General features: G+C 56.2%; 14 protein-coding genes. 8 read left to right on the top strand and 6 right to left on the bottom strand.

What is annotated here, in order from left to right; translation table 11 throughout:
• The first annotated feature begins 101 nt into the window (after positions 1-101).
• On the top strand, positions 102-1148 hold the full coding sequence (gene nirK / locus AC01ZF_RS02350) for a copper-containing nitrite reductase (RefSeq protein ID WP_428112998.1): 1047 nt from the start codon (positions 102-104) through the stop codon (positions 1146-1148).
• Between the two features lie 15 nt (positions 1149-1163).
• Here nirK and AC01ZF_RS02355 read toward each other — a convergent pair whose 3' ends face one another.
• Both AC01ZF_RS02355 and AC01ZF_RS02360 read right to left on the bottom strand, forming a co-directional pair.
• A complete protein-coding gene (locus AC01ZF_RS02355; RefSeq protein ID WP_424676254.1) occupies positions 1164-2237 on the bottom strand; it encodes a glycosyltransferase family 2 protein in 1074 nt (357 codons plus the stop codon).
• Between the two features lie 122 nt (positions 2238-2359).
• On the bottom strand, positions 2360-3445 hold the full coding sequence (locus tag AC01ZF_RS02360; RefSeq protein ID WP_424676253.1) for an inositol-3-phosphate synthase: 1086 nt from the start codon (positions 3443-3445) through the stop codon (positions 2360-2362).
• A 590-nt stretch (positions 3446-4035) separates the two neighbouring features.
• Between AC01ZF_RS02360 and glnA the strand changes: the two genes are divergently transcribed.
• Entirely contained in the window at positions 4036-5457 is a 1422-nt protein-coding gene (gene glnA, locus AC01ZF_RS02365) for a type I glutamate--ammonia ligase (protein WP_424676252.1), read from the top strand.
• A 94-nt stretch (positions 5458-5551) separates the two neighbouring features.
• On the opposite strand, the gene AC01ZF_RS02370 is transcribed toward glnA, so the two are convergent.
• Together AC01ZF_RS02370 and AC01ZF_RS02375 are read right to left on the bottom strand one after the other, a co-directional pair.
• Positions 5552-5815, bottom strand: coding sequence for a hypothetical protein (locus tag AC01ZF_RS02370; protein ID WP_424676251.1), 264 nt, complete (start codon positions 5813-5815; stop codon positions 5552-5554).
• Positions 5816-5975: 160 nt separating this feature from the next.
• A complete protein-coding gene (locus AC01ZF_RS02375) occupies positions 5976-6263 on the bottom strand; it encodes a hypothetical protein (RefSeq protein ID WP_424676250.1) in 288 nt (95 codons plus the stop codon).
• 224 nt (positions 6264-6487) lie between these two features.
• On the opposite strand from AC01ZF_RS02375, the gene AC01ZF_RS02380 reads away from it, so the two are divergent.
• Together AC01ZF_RS02380 and AC01ZF_RS02385 are read left to right on the top strand one after the other, a co-directional pair.
• Positions 6488-7438, top strand: a complete 951-nt coding sequence (locus tag AC01ZF_RS02380) for an ABC transporter ATP-binding protein (RefSeq protein ID WP_424676249.1) — start codon at positions 6488-6490, stop codon at positions 7436-7438.
• A gap of 2 nt (positions 7439-7440) precedes the next feature.
• Positions 7441-9705 carry a stage II sporulation protein M gene (locus tag AC01ZF_RS02385; RefSeq protein ID WP_424676248.1) on the top strand — a complete coding sequence of 755 codons (2265 nt, stop codon included), beginning with the start codon at positions 7441-7443 and terminating at the stop codon, positions 9703-9705.
• Here AC01ZF_RS02385 and AC01ZF_RS02390 read toward each other — a convergent pair.
• Positions 9689-10105, bottom strand: a complete 417-nt coding sequence (locus AC01ZF_RS02390; RefSeq protein WP_424676247.1) for a nitroreductase family deazaflavin-dependent oxidoreductase — start codon at positions 10103-10105, stop codon at positions 9689-9691. The genes AC01ZF_RS02385 and AC01ZF_RS02390 overlap by 17 nt on opposite strands.
• 140 nt (positions 10106-10245) lie before the next feature.
• Between AC01ZF_RS02390 and AC01ZF_RS02395 the strand changes: the two genes are divergently transcribed.
• The 4 genes from AC01ZF_RS02395 to AC01ZF_RS02410 all read left to right on the top strand — a co-directional run bounded on the left by AC01ZF_RS02395 (position 10246) and on the right by AC01ZF_RS02410 (position 13553).
• Entirely contained in the window at positions 10246-11511 is a 1266-nt protein-coding gene (locus tag AC01ZF_RS02395; RefSeq protein WP_476575080.1) for an MFS transporter, read from the top strand.
• Positions 11511-12401, top strand: coding sequence for an alpha/beta fold hydrolase (locus tag AC01ZF_RS02400; protein ID WP_428131415.1), 891 nt, complete (start codon positions 11511-11513; stop codon positions 12399-12401). The genes AC01ZF_RS02395 and AC01ZF_RS02400 overlap by 1 nt, the downstream gene beginning before the upstream one ends.
• Before the next feature lie 73 nt (positions 12402-12474).
• Positions 12475-13083 carry a hypothetical protein gene (locus tag AC01ZF_RS02405; RefSeq protein ID WP_476575081.1) on the top strand — a complete coding sequence of 203 codons (609 nt, stop codon included), beginning with the start codon at positions 12475-12477 and terminating at the stop codon, positions 13081-13083.
• 8 nt (positions 13084-13091) lie between these two features.
• Positions 13092-13553 carry an STAS domain-containing protein gene (locus AC01ZF_RS02410; RefSeq protein ID WP_476575082.1) on the top strand — a complete coding sequence of 154 codons (462 nt, stop codon included), beginning with the start codon at positions 13092-13094 and terminating at the stop codon, positions 13551-13553.
• 27 nt (positions 13554-13580) lie between these two features.
• Here the strand turns inward: AC01ZF_RS02410 and AC01ZF_RS02415 are convergent, their stop codons facing one another.
• Positions 13581-14723: a glycosyltransferase gene (locus AC01ZF_RS02415; protein WP_424676240.1), complete on the bottom strand. Its 1143-nt coding sequence runs from the start codon at positions 14721-14723 to the stop codon at positions 13581-13583.
• Positions 14724-14995 lie beyond the last annotated feature (272 nt).

Consider the following 14995-nt stretch of genomic DNA (forward strand, 5'->3'; position numbering starts at 1 on the left):
TAACCGGCAGTGTGATGAGATAGTGACTTTTGTCACATACTCTTGCGGCAGCGTCGGTTACGATGTGTACAGGATAAGCCTGAATAAACAAGGAGCCGTCTATGATCCGCCGAATCATAATTACTCTGGTCACAGCTCTTCTGACCGCTTGTACAGCAGTACCTTCCCCAACCGGTGTGCAGATGCCGGTCCTACCAACCGTCGCCCCGGCGATGGAAGTGACGCATGAGGTGATGCTGCCAGCCAATGCTGTACCGGCACCGGTCGGTGCGCGTCCGGCACAGACGGTGACGGTCGAATTAACAACGCGCGAGGTGGTGGGCTATCTCGGTGATGGAAGTACGTATACCTTCTGGACATTCAATGGTACGGTACCCGGTCCGATGATCCGTGTGCGGGTCGGTGATACAGTCGAGCTGGCGTTAACCAATGCCCCCGATAGCATGTTGCCGCACTCTATCGATCTGCACGCAGTGACCGGACCGGGCGGTGGTGCAGTCGCAACGCAAGTTGCTCCCGGCCAAACCAAGCGTTTTCGCTTCAAGGCTCTCAATCCCGGTGTGTTCGTCTACCACTGCGCGACGCCGCATATTCCATCGCATATCGCCAACGGTATGTACGGGCTGATCGTAGTCGAACCGGAAGGTGGCTTGCCACCGGTTGATCGCGAGTTCTACATCATGCAAGGTGATTTCTACACGCAACAAGCCCACGGTACACAAGGGCACCTTACCTTCAACCCGCTGGCGGTGAAGGATGAAAACCCGACCTACATTGTCTTCAACGGGCGGGCCGGTGGTTTGACCGGTGATCATGCGATGAAGGCCCGGGTTGGTGAGACGGTACGACTCTTCGTCGGGGTTGGTGGCCCGAATGTGAGTAGCAACTTCCACGTGATCGGCGAAATCTTTGATACGGTGTACGTTGAAGGTGGTAGCCTCCAGAACCACAACGTCCAGACGACGATAATCCCGGCGGGTGGTGCGGTGATTATCGAGTTCAACCTGGAAGTGCCCGGTACTTATATCTTAGTCGATCACGCGCTCAGTCGTTCGATTGACAAGGGGGCAATTGCCAAGATCGTGGTAGAAGGTGAGCCTAACCCCTCCGTATTCGACGCTGAAGAGATTAATACCGCCGGCCATTAGCGGCAAATGATCACATTACGGTCGCGTTGATGACTGTGAATCCTTAGCTATGGTCTCATCTTGCTCGTCGTTGATGGTCACTCCCAGCGCCCGCTCGATTCGGTCGAGTCGGGCGCTGATCGTGCGGCGCCACGCCTCTTGTTCAACTAAATTGACGCGCGTGCGATAGAGAATCTCTTCTTGCAGGCGGCGCACACCGCCGACGCGGTCGGCTAATAGCCCGATCAAAAAGATGATCAGCGCCATCAGCACCAATACGCTCCCGACCAGCAGCGATTGATCGTTCGTTGCCGACAGGATATTTAGCCGTCGTCCAATGAAGACAAAGGCCGCCCAAGCCAGCAGGATGAAACCGGGCGTCGCAAAGAAGAGGGCGATATAGCTGAAGACCTTTAGCGGTTCGTAAGTAGTGTAGGTGCGGGCGATGATCGCTGCCTGTCGCTTAATAAAGTTCCAGTTACCACGGTGTAACCGCGACGGTCGCTGCACCGGGTTGGTCGTGATCGGCACGGCGACAATCGTCAACCGTCGCTTACCGGCTTGGATCAGATTCTCAACGGTGTAGGAAAAATCGGAGGTGACGAAGGTGCGCAATGCAGCTTCGCGTGAGAGAGCGCGAAAGCCGGAAACCGTGTCGGGGACATTTGTTTCCGATGCCCAACGCACTACTGCGCTTCCCACGTGTTGTAGAACTTTTTTAAGTGGTGAAAAGTGCTCGATCTGATGCACTTGTCGATCACCGATCACAATATCGGCTTTGCCGGCGAGAATCGGTGCGATAAGACGCGGAATCTCGCTACCGGGATATTGGTTGTCGGCGTCGGTGTTCACGATGATGTCCGCCCCAAGGCGAAGCGCAGTATCAATACCGGTCTGGTAAGCGGTGGCTAAGCCTTTGTTGGCGGTATGACGCACAACATGATCGGCTCCGGCGGCTAAGGCCACTGTGGCCGTATCGTCGGTGCAACCATCATCGATCAGCAGTACCTCAACCTGATCCACCCCGGGTATCTGGCGGGGAATGGCACGAATTACGTCGGCAATGGTATCGCGTTCGTTGAGGGCCGGAATCTGGACAATCAGTTTCATGCCCATCCTGTTTGGATAGTGTTCACGCAAAGGCGCAGCGACACGAAGACGCGCAGGATAGAGTTACACGTTCACCTGGCTCAAACCCGCAACCCCTCAGCGTCTTTGCGCCTTTGCCTTCCTTACTTTGCTCCCTCCTCACCGCGAATAAAGCGTTCGGTGAGTTCCCGTGCCTCGTAGTCGGTAAACTGGCGCGGTGGAGTCTTCATAAAGTAGCTGCTCGGTCCATAGAGTGCACCACCGATCCCCCGGTCGAGGGCTAACTTAGCGCAGCGAATGGCGTCGATCACTACTCCCGCCGAGTTTGGCGAATCCCACACCTCCAACTTCAGTTCGAGGTTGAGCGGCACATCGCCGAAGGTAGTGCCTTCCATACGGATATAGCACCACTTGCGGTCGCCGAGCCACGGCACGTAGTCACTCGGCCCGACGTGAACGTTCTCTGCCGGCAACTCGTAGCCCAACTGTGACGTGACCGCATTCGTCTTGCTGATCTTCTTGCTCTCGAGCCGCTCGCGCTCAAGCATATTGAGAAAGTCGGTATTGCCACCGAAGTTCAGTTGGTAGGTGCGGTCGAGGCGCACACCGCGCTCTTTGAAGAGGGTGGTCAGCACACGATGGGTAATCGTTGCGCCGACTTGGCTCTTGATATCGTCGCCGATAATCGGTAGCCCCTTCTCTTCAAACCGCCGCCGCCAATACTCTTGGCTGGCGATAAACACCGGAATGCAGTTAATAAAGGCACAACCGGCATCGAGGACCTGCTCGACGTACCATTTCGTCGCCATCTCGCTACCGACAGGGAGAAAATTAACGACCACATCGGTGCCGGTGTCGCGCAAAATACGCACAATGTCATCGGTATCGCGCTTCGACTTACGGATCACCGTGCTCAGATACTTACCGATGCCGTCGTGCGTCATACCACGCGAGACGGGGACGCCCAGCTTCGGCACGTCGGCGAAGCGGTAGGTGTTGTTCGGTTCGGCGAAGATCGCCTCGGCCAGATCGCGATCGACCTTGGTATCGGCAATGTCAAACGCAGCCGAAAACTCGATGTCGCCTATGTGATAGCCGCCCAGATTGACGTGCATCAGACCGGGAATGTCATCGCCATCGCGGGCATTGCGGTAGTAATGAACTCCTTGCACCAATGAAGAGGCGCAATTACCAACACCAATAATCGCAACGCGGATCTTCTTACTCACAGCGTTTCGTTCCTTTCAACACGATTGCTTGCGACGACTGCCGCGCCATGGCGGCATGGATCGGCTTGCCATTGTACTCCGGTCGCGCCGCTTTGTAAAATGGGTGAGAGATGTGTGTATTGCGCGGGAGCGGAGGCCGCCGCGATGCGGCGGGCCTGCCGTCCGAAGCAAGCTCCTTATCTGAGGCATTGATAACGATGGTAAGAGCTAACCATTAGACAAACTATCCAATCCGATTATCGCAAGGATTGTACCCTCTCACCGTAGCGCGAGCGGCGGCAACTGATTAGACTACTGATAGGTGCAGATGTTGCACTCCGCCTGCGTAGGCGCAACAGCCAACACCGATGTGGCCCGGTTTGACGATGACCGTTTCGATGCTGCGATGTCGCGTTGCATTGAAGTGAATGCCTCGTCGGCTTTGACGCCTGCCTTGCGCGCTGCGCTCTATCTGCCCCCATGTGACGGAAGCCGACAGGAAGAATATGACGCCGCTGGTCGCCAATGTGCCGCGGCGTCGTTGCCTGTTTCAGGACCATATTCGTTCTGGCGGACCGCGTTCGTTCTTGTACTGTAAGGAGTAGGTTCTCATGGCAATGGATGCGAAGGGGGTCATTGAGCTGATTAAAGCCAAAGGAATTCAAATTGTTGACACGCGCTTTACCGACCTTTTTGGTGGGTGGCAGCACTACTCGCTGCCGGCCTCGCGGTTGACCGAGGATATGATCCGTGAAGGGTTAGGTTTTGATGGCTCGTCGATCAAGGGTTTTCAGGCGATCAACGAGAGTGATATGCTGATGGTACCCGACCCTTCGACGGCCTTTATCGATCCGACCCTCAGTATCCCGACGCTGGTACTGATCTGCGACATTATCGATCCGATCACCCGCCAGCCCTACAGCCGTGACCCGCGCACGGTGGCGAAGAAGGCGGAAGCGTATCTGAAGACAACCGGTATCGCCGATACAGCCTACTTTGGGCCGGAAGCGGAGTTTTTCCTCTTTAGTGATGTGCGCTTCGGTCAGAGTGCCAATCAGGGCTTCTACTATATTGATAGCCCCGAAGCGGTGTGGAACACGGGAGCTGAAGTGCCGGGGGGGAACAAAGGGTATCGCATCCGCCACAAAGAGGGCTACTTCCCGGTACCACCGACCGACACCTTACAGGACATCCGCTCGGAGATGATCCTGAAGATGATGGAGATCGGGATCGAGATCGAGCTACACCACCACGAGGTCGCTACTGCCGGCCAGTGCGAGATCGACATGCGCTTCGACTCATTGGTCAACATGGCCGATAAGGTGCAAAAATATAAATACATTGTGCGCAATGTGGCTCGCGCTCACGGGTACAGCGCCACGTTTATGCCTAAGCCGATCTTTGGCGACAACGGTTCGGGTATGCATACGCACCAGAGCTTATGGAGAGGCGGTGAGCCGCTCTTCTTCGATGAAACCCAGTACGCACTGCTGTCAAAGACGGCACAATACTATATTGGTGGCATCCTCAAACACGCCCCAGCATTATTGGCGATCTGTGCGCCGACCACCAATAGTTATCGGCGATTGGTGCCGGGCTTCGAGGCGCCGATCAATCTCGTCTACTCGATGCGCAACCGTTCGGCGGCTATCCGCATCCCGACGTACAGCTCGTCACCGAAGGCACGCCGCATCGAATTCCGTGCTCCTGATGCGATGTGTAACCCCTATCTGGCCTTTGCCGCGATGCTGCTGGCCGGTCTTGACGGTATCCAGAACAAGATTGAGCCACCACCACCGCTTGATGTGGATATCTACGAGTTGTCGCCTGAAGAGAAAGCCGACATTCGCGGTACCCCCGGTTCGCTCAACGAGGCGTTGGATGCACTGGAGCACGACTACCACTTCTTGTTGAAGGGAGGTGTCTTCACCCCCGATTTGCTCGAAACATATATCGAGGCAAAGCGCAAAGAGGCGGTCGGCTTGGCGTTACGCCCACACCCGTATGAGTTCATGATGTATTACGACGCCTAGGTATCACGAGCGTGTTTAGCCACACCGAATGCGAATGGGGAAACAGCCATTCGCATTTTGGTGTTGAATAGGGTGAGCGCACAATGGGTGTCGTTCAGCGGACACGCTTACGCCCACGAATACCGACCAAAAGCAGCCCGGCAAGCAGCATTGTCGAGATACCAACGTAGAGGGCAGCCGCGTCGATGGTCATTGCACCGCTCCGCACGAACGTACCGAAGCCAGGAATCATCCACACCAACCAGCTACACACAATCATGGCCCGTTGTTCGATGTCGGCCAATCGACGCGCTCCCAACGCCAGGATAGCGGTGGCCGCCCATCCGATCAACCCGATTAGCATCCCTTGAACTTCCATGGTCTCCCTCCGCGCTGCTATGCACTTGCCGGGCATTCCTCGTTGAGCTACCCAGTAGCCGTCGCTTGATCGGCGACGGAGAACTACCTGCATCATAGCAAAAGGATTGGATAAATTCAACAAGCAAACTGCCACATAATTTGTGCAAAATGTCTATATTTCACAACCGAAGGTAGCGAATAGCAATAGCAATGCCTGTGATGACGAGTACAAAGAGGAGAGAGAAGCGGCGGATGATCAAGAGGATTGGATCACTACGGACAATCGCTTCAGCGACGGGAAAGAATTGGGCGAGATGGAGGAGGCCGAGCACGATAATGATTAACGTTAGCGTTAGGCTGCCGGTCAGGAGCCACGCAAAGCACAGTAGAGCTGAAATGCCAACGATGCTCCAATACGTGAAGTGATTGCCCATGTCTGGATCATTGGTGGATTGGGGTTCGTCCATAATGATGCTCCTCTTTACCCAATAAAGACATTCTCCTATGTAGTATACCTAAGATATTAATAGACATAATATACACGCCACCCCTTATTGTCGACGATACTGCATCGCTCTGAGTAATCCCTATCAACGCGACATCGTTCTAACGAGCGATGTTTGGTAATGAAATCGGTATACAATACTAAATGTGGCCTGCATATCCGCTTTCTCAACCCAGCGAGCAGATTATGATCGAAGCTATTCAGCTCGGTAAGCAATTCGGTGATTTTGTCGCGGTACGTGATCTCACGCTCACCGTGCAGCCGGGAGAGTTGATAGCTTTGCTCGGCCCAAATGGGGCCGGTAAGACGACTACCGTGCGTATGTTGGCGGCGATCTTGCCGCCGAGCAGTGGTCAGGCGCGTATCTGTGGTCACGACGTGGTGCGTGATGCACAACGGGTGCGTGGTATGGTGGGACTCCTGACCGAATATCCCGGTTTGTACGGGCGAATGGCGGCACTCGAATATTTGGCCTTTTTCGGCGCGCTGCTTGGCCTCGATGCTGTGCAGTGCCGTCAGCGCAGTGAAGTCCTCTTGCGCCAGTTTGGCCTCTGGGAGGTACGTGACCGTAATCTGGAAAGCTTCTCGAAGGGTATGCGCCAGAAGATGGCGTTGATCCGGGCTATGATTCACGATCCGCCGGTACTGTTTCTTGATGAACCGACGACGGCGATGGATCCGCAGAGTGCACGCACGGTACGCGATGCTATCGGTGAGTTGCGTGGCGCGAAACGGAGTATCTTGCTCACAACGCATAATCTGAGTGAGGCCGAGGAATTGGCCGACCGGATCGCGATTATTCGCGGTGGTCAGATTATCGCAGTTGGCCCCTTCGCCGAACTGAGTCGCCAGTTGTTGGGAGAGCCGGCGTTTGAACTGATCGTAGCCCGGCCTACCGATCAAGTCCGCGCATTGACAGTGGTGCGCGAATTGGTGGGCGCGGAAGCAGTTGGGCATGACCGAATCGTGTGGCAAACTGCCGAACCACATCTGCTTAATCCGGCAATCGTGAATCGGCTGATTACGGCTGGAATCGCGGTCTATAGTCTATCTGAACAACCTCGCCGGCTAGAGGACCTCTATCTACGGATTGTGGCCGAAGATGAGGCAATTCCGGCTCCATCTGCACGGGAATGAATATGAAACGCTTTTGGCTCTCCCAAGCTCCGACATTGGCCCGATCAGATACGGTTGCACCGGCGTGGTGGGTGATTACCCGCCGTGAGTTGCGTGATACCTTGACCGATTGGCGATTGTTGACACCGCTGGCACTGTTGGCGTTGGCGCTGCCGACATTGATAGCCGGAGCACTGGTGTTGTTTGTCAATTTTGTGCAACAGGATGCGGTCGCCGTCCAAGTCATTCCCTTTTTGATCTTGCTGGTCGGTTTCTTACCGGCAGGTTTCTCGCTTATTCTGGCCCTCGAGTCGTTCGCTGGCGAACGTGAGCGTAATACGTTGGAGACGTTATTGGCAATGCCACTTGGTGATCGCGAGTTGTATCTTGCCAAGCTGATCGCGGCGCTGGCGTTGCCATTGCTGGGTGCGTTGCTGAGCCAACTGGTGTTGGTCACATGGTTGTTGGTTTTGGTGCCTAATGTGGTCTTGTCGGCGCTGCAACCGCTGCGATCGCTGCTGTTGCTGGTGTTGGTTATTACGATGGCGCTGGTGATGGTCGGCGGTGCAGTGATTATCTCGTCGCATGTGACAACGGTACGTGCAGCAAGTTTGTTGTCGAGTTTGGTACTCGTGCCGATGGCATTAGTAGTGCAACTGATCGCATTTTTGATCGTTAATGATCGTTGGGAGCTGGTAGTAGCGCTTTGGGTTGGTTTGGTGATATTGGCCGCTGGGTTGGTGCAGATTGGGATGCGGGCGTTTAGTCGGGAAGAGTTGTTAGCCCGCGAGCAGATTCGCCGATTGTGGTTTGGACAGCACAAACGACCACGTCGCCAGATTGCACGGTTTGGCGGTGGTTCGATCTGGATTGTGGCGCGTCGCGAGCTGATCGAGATTACTCGTGATTGGCGTTCGGTAGGGTTATTGATCTTTTTGCTGATCTTGATGCCGGTTGGGTTGGTGACGGGTATTCGAGCACTCTATCCTCGGCTCGATGATCCACTGGCACTCGCTCCACTGATCCCGTTTGGTGGAGTATTGGCCGGTTTTGTTCCGATCAGTTTTGCACTGGTCGCCGCGCTTGAGTCGTTTGTCGGCGAACGTGAACGGAATACGCTTGAAGCACTCTGTGCGTTGCCGGTGACCGACCAGCAGCTCTTTTTCGGAAAGTTGGTCGGTACGTTGCTAATCCCGCTGCTGACCGCACTGCTCACCCAGTACCTGTTTTACGGTTTAGTGGCACTGAACTTTCCCGATATGTATGCCGATGGCATGTCGTCGGAGCTGTTGCTCCAGATGGGGCTGCTGACCGTCGTGGTGGCAGTGGCTTTAGTGACCGGCGCTGTGAGTCTCTCGATCCACGCCGGTAGCGTGCGCGAGGCGTCGATGTTGGCGTCGGGTATTCTGTTGCCGACGACGGCACTCTTGCAAGCGCAAGCGCCGTATTTTATTGGCCGCCGGTTCGATGTGATCTGGCTTGGTATGCTGGCAATCTTCGTTGTCGGATTGGCCTTTTTACGCAGCGGCTTGCAAACTTTCCGGCGTGCAGCGATCTTTTCGCGTAACCGGGAAGAGATGGGCTTACGCCGGTTGTGGGCAGTCTTCCGTCGCTTTTTTTGTGAATACCACCCGGCCGGAGTACCACTGTACGAGTATGCCGGTTTGCCATTCTCACCGCTGCGATTTTATCGCTATGAGTTGCCGATGTTGTTACGTGAATTGCGCCTGCCCTTAGCCGTGAGCTTGTTGGCAGCGATCGGTGGGATTTGGTTTGGGATGTTGCAGGCTTCGGTGAGGGTCTTCCCATCGGTAGAACGGACGCTCGATCAGATTGCGTATGGCCCCGACCCATCGCTATGGTTGGCGCTGTTTGTCGTTTTCAATAACTTGCGTGTATCAATCCTCTCAAACCTCTTTGCTCCCTTCAGTTTGGGTGTGTTTCCCTTCCTTGTGCCGGCGACGGTCTTTGCCCAGATTGGCTATGTCTGCGGGCGGCTGATCGAGCGAGGTGGGGTGGGGACGGATAACCCCCTCACGTTTCTTTTCGCCTACCTGCTTCCCCACGGGAGCATTGAATTGCCGGTGTTTATGCTCAGTGCGGCGTTGGGGTTGCGGATGGGGGCAGCAGTGTTGACTGCTCCGGGTGAGTTTACCGTCGGCGAGAATCTGTTGTGGGCAGCTGCACAGACGGTAAAGGTGTGGTTGCTCCTGATTGCGCCGTTGGTGGTGGTTGCCGCGCTGATCGAGGGCTTGATTACGCCACTAGTGATTAGATGGGCATATTGAGTTCGAGTACCACTATCGGGATGGTGCGTCCGGCCCGGCGGGCGTAGACGGCAAAACCGGGATAGTAACGCACTGCCCGCTCCCACAGTTCCAGATACTCGATCCCACTCACTTCGCGCGCGCGACACTCGAAGAGGTGGCCGTACATATTCACCTGCGCCTGCGGATTGGCGCGAAGGTTGTAGTACCAGCCGGGATGACGGTCGCGGCCAAAATTTGACGCGACCAGTACGATCCGATTGCCGTCAGGGAGAAAGATCAACGGGGTCCGCCGTTTGGCGCCGCTGCGCGCACCGGTGGTAATGAGGATGAGAGTCGGGTAGAATAACGAGACGATTCCTATCCGTCCTCCTGTGAGCCACAGCAGCAGCCGGTCGAGCGGTTGGATACAGGTGCGCACAAACCATGCTCCGAACCGGGTAGCAGAGAATCGGGCGATAAGTAACTGGACACGGCGGAACATACGCATAAGGGTGAAAAATTATTTGATAAAACAACTATAATAGCTGCAAGAGCATCGTTTGCCATGGAGTGAATGTGATGAGTATACCAACCACCTTCGACTATGAAGTTGCTACGCGCCGGATCATCGGCGCCTTATTCGTTACGCAGAGTTTAGCATCAGCCGCAATTATTGCCAACATTGCCGTGAACGCGATCGCCGGTGCGCAACTGAGCGGCAATGACGCACTCGCCGGCTTACCGGCAACCCTTATGCTGGCCGGGGCGGCGCTGTCAGCCTATCCCGCAGGGCAAGCGATGCAGCGATTTGGTCGGCGGCCCGCTCTCCTAGTGGGGATGGTGTTGGGGCTGATGGGCATGCTGATTGACGGAGTAGCGGTACTTAGCCACTCGTTTCTTCTCTTCTTAGTCGGTCTGTTTGTGGTTGGGATGGCGCGTGGGATTATCGATCAGAGTCGATACGCTGCTGCCGATGTTGTCTCGCCGGAACGACGGGCCGGTGCGATCAGCACAGTGGTCTTTGCAAGTACTATCGGCGCAGTGGGAGGGCCGTTGTTGGTAGGGCCGTTGGGTCAGGTGGCGGCAGCCGGTGGCTTGCCTGAGTTGACCGGGCCAATGTTTGGTGGGGTAGCCCTCTTCGCCATCGCCACGTTGGTCATGTTTGTCTTTTTGCGACCCGATCCGCGCACGTTGGCGCTGCGCTTGAATGTTCAGACGACCACAGACGCTGCCACAACGGCGGTACCGGTGCGTTCCGTGGGTACGATTCTGCGGCTCCCGCTCGTTCGGGCCGGACTGGTGAGTATGGTGCTTGGTCAGGTGGTGATGGTGTTGGTGATGAGTGTCACTTCGCTCCATATGAGCCATCACGCTCACGGTCTTGATAGCATCTCGTTGGTGATCGGTGCCCATACCTTCGGCATGTTTGGCCTATCAATGTTCACCGGTCGAATCGCCGACCGCCTAGGTCGGCCCTTGACGATGATGTTTGGCGCGCTGATGTTAATTGTCGGGGCATTGATTGCACCGGTATCGCTCTTGACTCCGTGGCTGGCTTTGGGATTGTTTCTTGTCGGGTTGGGGTGGAACTTTTGTTATATTGCCGGCTCAGCACTGGTGGCCGACGCCATTGTACCGTCGGAACGTGGTGCGGTGCAAGGCGCGAGCGATCTGCTCGTCAATCTAGGCTCGGCATTTGGGAGCCTGAGTAGCGGGTTTATTCTGGCTGGGTTAGGGTATCTACTACTCTGTTTGATCGGAGCGGCTCTCAGTCTTGCTCCGCTCAGTGCAGCGTTGTGGTGGGGGCATTCGGTGCACTACCGACCAACTTCTGTGGAGCGATAATGAAACAACAACTCTTTCCTACCATTTGGGCTGCCTTGCGGCGTCCACCGGCCCGGCGCTTCCTATGCCGGTTGCGACGGATACAGTACCATCCCGATAGCCGGCGGAGTCCGGTACTCTTCTTGCACGGGTTTCCCGACTCTGAACAGATGTACGATGCGTACATAACGGCGACGGAACGACAGCAGGACTGGTTGCGTGGACGCAATATTTATGCGATTGCCCTCCCCAACAGACGGACTAATCCGGTGTGGCCGTCGTTGCACGATTTATGGCACGGTCGGTTGGCACGAGAAGTAGCAGCCTTGCTTGACGTTGTGATTGCAGCCAGCCCGACCGGCAAGGTGGTCGTCATTGCTCATGATTGGGGAGCGACCTTTGTCTGGGCACGAGTACGTCAGCGCCCCGATATACCGATTGAGCGGATGGTAGCACTCTCGGTTGGGTCATCGTTTCGCTATGACTGGGGTGAACATAAGTGGCGAGCGTTATGGTGGCTGTACGGCATAGTGTTTGGCTTACCGTATTATCTGCCGCCGGTTAAACATCTAACAGCGGCATTATTAATGATCGGCGGTTATCGAGCGCCCGATGCCCATCGAGCCGCTTACGATAGTTTTCATTATTGGGATTGGCCATTGACAGTGCTGCGGTTGCCATGGCGTTTGGCCGGCTGTGGTCGGCAAGCACCTTTTACCGATATTCGGTTTCCAGTCTTATTTATCCGTTGTCCTCTTGACCGAATCGCTTCGACTGCCGGTTTTGAACAGGTATTGCTGCAGCGACCTGATTGTGTGGTGCAGCTTACGACGAATCCGCATTGGTTTCCTGAACAGCGCCCTGATGAAGTGTTAGCATTGCTCCGACGCTTTCTAGCCGATGAGCGTTAGGCTCCGTTAGCCGGTTAGCTAGGTGCTACAATACAGATGTGATCACTCGTCGGCGTAGTGCAGGGTAATGTGTATGTCATTATGGAACCGGTTGCTTACCATTCCCCATCCCGATCCTGAAGTTCAACGACGGGGACGTAATTTACTCATCATCGGGTTAACGTTGTCGGCGATGTCGATACTGGCGATTCCGCTGGTTATGATTCAACCCGATCCGTTGCCACAATTAGTCGCCAACCTCACCGGTTTGACCCTCGTATTGGTGCTATTGGTCATTGCCCGGTTAGGTTGGGTCGACCAGGCAGCGCTTTGGTTAATTATCGTGCTTACCGTGAGTTTTGCCGTTATTCCGTTCGGGACGGGTCAAATCGGATTGGTACCGATTTTCGCCGTCGTTGTTGTGACTACAGCCGCAGTTATCGGGCGAGAGTGGCATGTGGTGGTAGCCGGCATAGTAGGGATTGCCGGTATGACCGGGCAATGGTTCGGCCTCGCGAGTCGACCGCAAGTCGCACCTTCCGCCGGTGAGATTGTGATTACCGGCATGCTGTTGACCGTCGTCTGCGGGGTGATTGCCGGTATCGGAACCCGCAGTGTGCTGCATGCAATTGAGCTGGCAATGCTGCCCAACGGCGGTCGGAGGCGTTGGCGAAGCAGTTGTCCCAAGCCAATAAAGCCTTAGAGGTGCGCGTGGCCGAACGCACTGCGGCCTTGCAAGCCGCGTTGGCTAAGAGTGAGCAGCGGCAAGCGGAGATGATGGCAGTGTTGGCCGAGAATGAGCGTCAGCGCCAAGAGATTCAGGCCTTGAGTGTGCCGATTTTGGCGGTGCGTGACGGTATGCTCGTGATGCTCCTGGTCGGTGCGCTCGATGGGGTTCGGCTGGCATTGGCCCAGCAGCGAGCGTTACAAGCGGTGAGTGATAGCCGCGCGCGTTGGTTGTTGGTTGATGTGACCGGCGTGCCATTTCTTGATCAAGCTGCAGCCGATGGGGTGATTGCTTTGGCCCGCAGTGTGCGTTTGTTGGGTGCTCGCCTTGTCTTGATTGGAGTTGGGCCTGAGGTGGCGCAGACGATGGTGGGACTAAAGATGGAATTGCACGCAATCGATGTAGTACGTGATTTGCGCGATGCTCTGCTGCGGTTCTCGTCATGAACGGAGTCGGTCCTGCGCCAGACTCGATCACCTTGTTTGATACAGCTCAAGATGCGCCTGCGCAATGGTGGACCATGCAAACCGACGGGCAACGGCACGGGCTGCTTCGCTGAGACGATCACGCATCACCGCCGATTGCAATACCATCTCAATCGCTGCGGCGAAGCTGTTGGGTTGTGCTGCGGCGAATTGCACTGCTCCGGTCAGGGCCGCAGCAGTGGCGGCTGAGGCCGGCGGTGTGGTGACAATGGCGCAGCCGTGGGCGAGTGCAGCGAGCAGGCTACCGCGTCGTAGCGAAGCACCATCACGGAAGGGCAGGGCTATTACATCGCAGGCGCTCAGGTAAGCCGAGACCTGTGCAGCCGGCAGGTGGCCGGTGATGATTACCCGATCGCGCAGACCATCCCTCGCGAGCCGTTGCTGTACCGCTTCGGCGTAAGCGCGATCGGTGGGGGTCGTAGCAGCGCCACCGATAATCAACAAGCGCCAGCGTGGGTGCTGTGCTACCAGATCGATTAACAAATCTACCCCCTTCCCCGGCGATAACAGACCAAAATAGCCGATCAATGCCTCATCGGCGGTTATGCTCAGCCTCGTTCGTTCAACCGCACGATCCCTAGCCGACGACTGTGTCGGCTCGATGTTGGCTCCAATCGGGATCAGACGCGGTTGGAGGCCGGCAGCGCGTAGGGTTGCTTCATCTTCAGGGTTGGTGACGACCACAGCAGAAGCTGTGCGGGCCGGTATAAGCGTTACCCAGGTGCGCAGTGGACCTGCTTTGGGAAAAAGGTACGGTGGTAGCAAGTCGTGATACGTGATCGCGGTGGCGATCTCGGTACGTTGTAAGAGAAGAGGTAGCACGTTCACGCCAATTTGTAACTGATACGCACCGGTTTGGTATTGAATGTGGCACCACTGGGGCCGGATCAGGCGCACAACCTGCGCCAGCCGTCCGGCAGCTACCAACCGCCAACTGGCCCGTCCCCGTGGCGCTGCCAATGCCTCATCGCCGCGACTCGTTGCCCGCCAGAGTTGCCAGTGCCCCTTCACCGACGTCAGGGTGATCACTTCGTGCCCGGCGATGGTGAGGTGCTGCGCCAACCGTTGTGTGTAATCGCCGACACCGCCCGGTTGTGGTGGGTATTCACCGGTGATGAACAGAATGCGCATGCCACTCTCTCCGTTGCTTACGAGTACCGGCATACAATACCACAAGATGGAGTTGGGTCGCGATGGCCTGGTTGTCAGTGCGAGGAGCGGCAGGAAAAGCCCCATCCGGGAGTTCAAGGGTAGACAGAACATCTGTCCAGAATCCGGTCCTCAAGGGCCGGGCTAGAGGTACGAAGCCTGCTGCGCGGGCTGCTGGCCCTCATCTCTCCCACTGGCGCGGGGGGGTGAGAGATGCCCAAAACGCTTTGCGTCCTTTGCGCCCTTCGCGCCTG

This window comes from Chloroflexus sp., assembly GCF_056331925.1.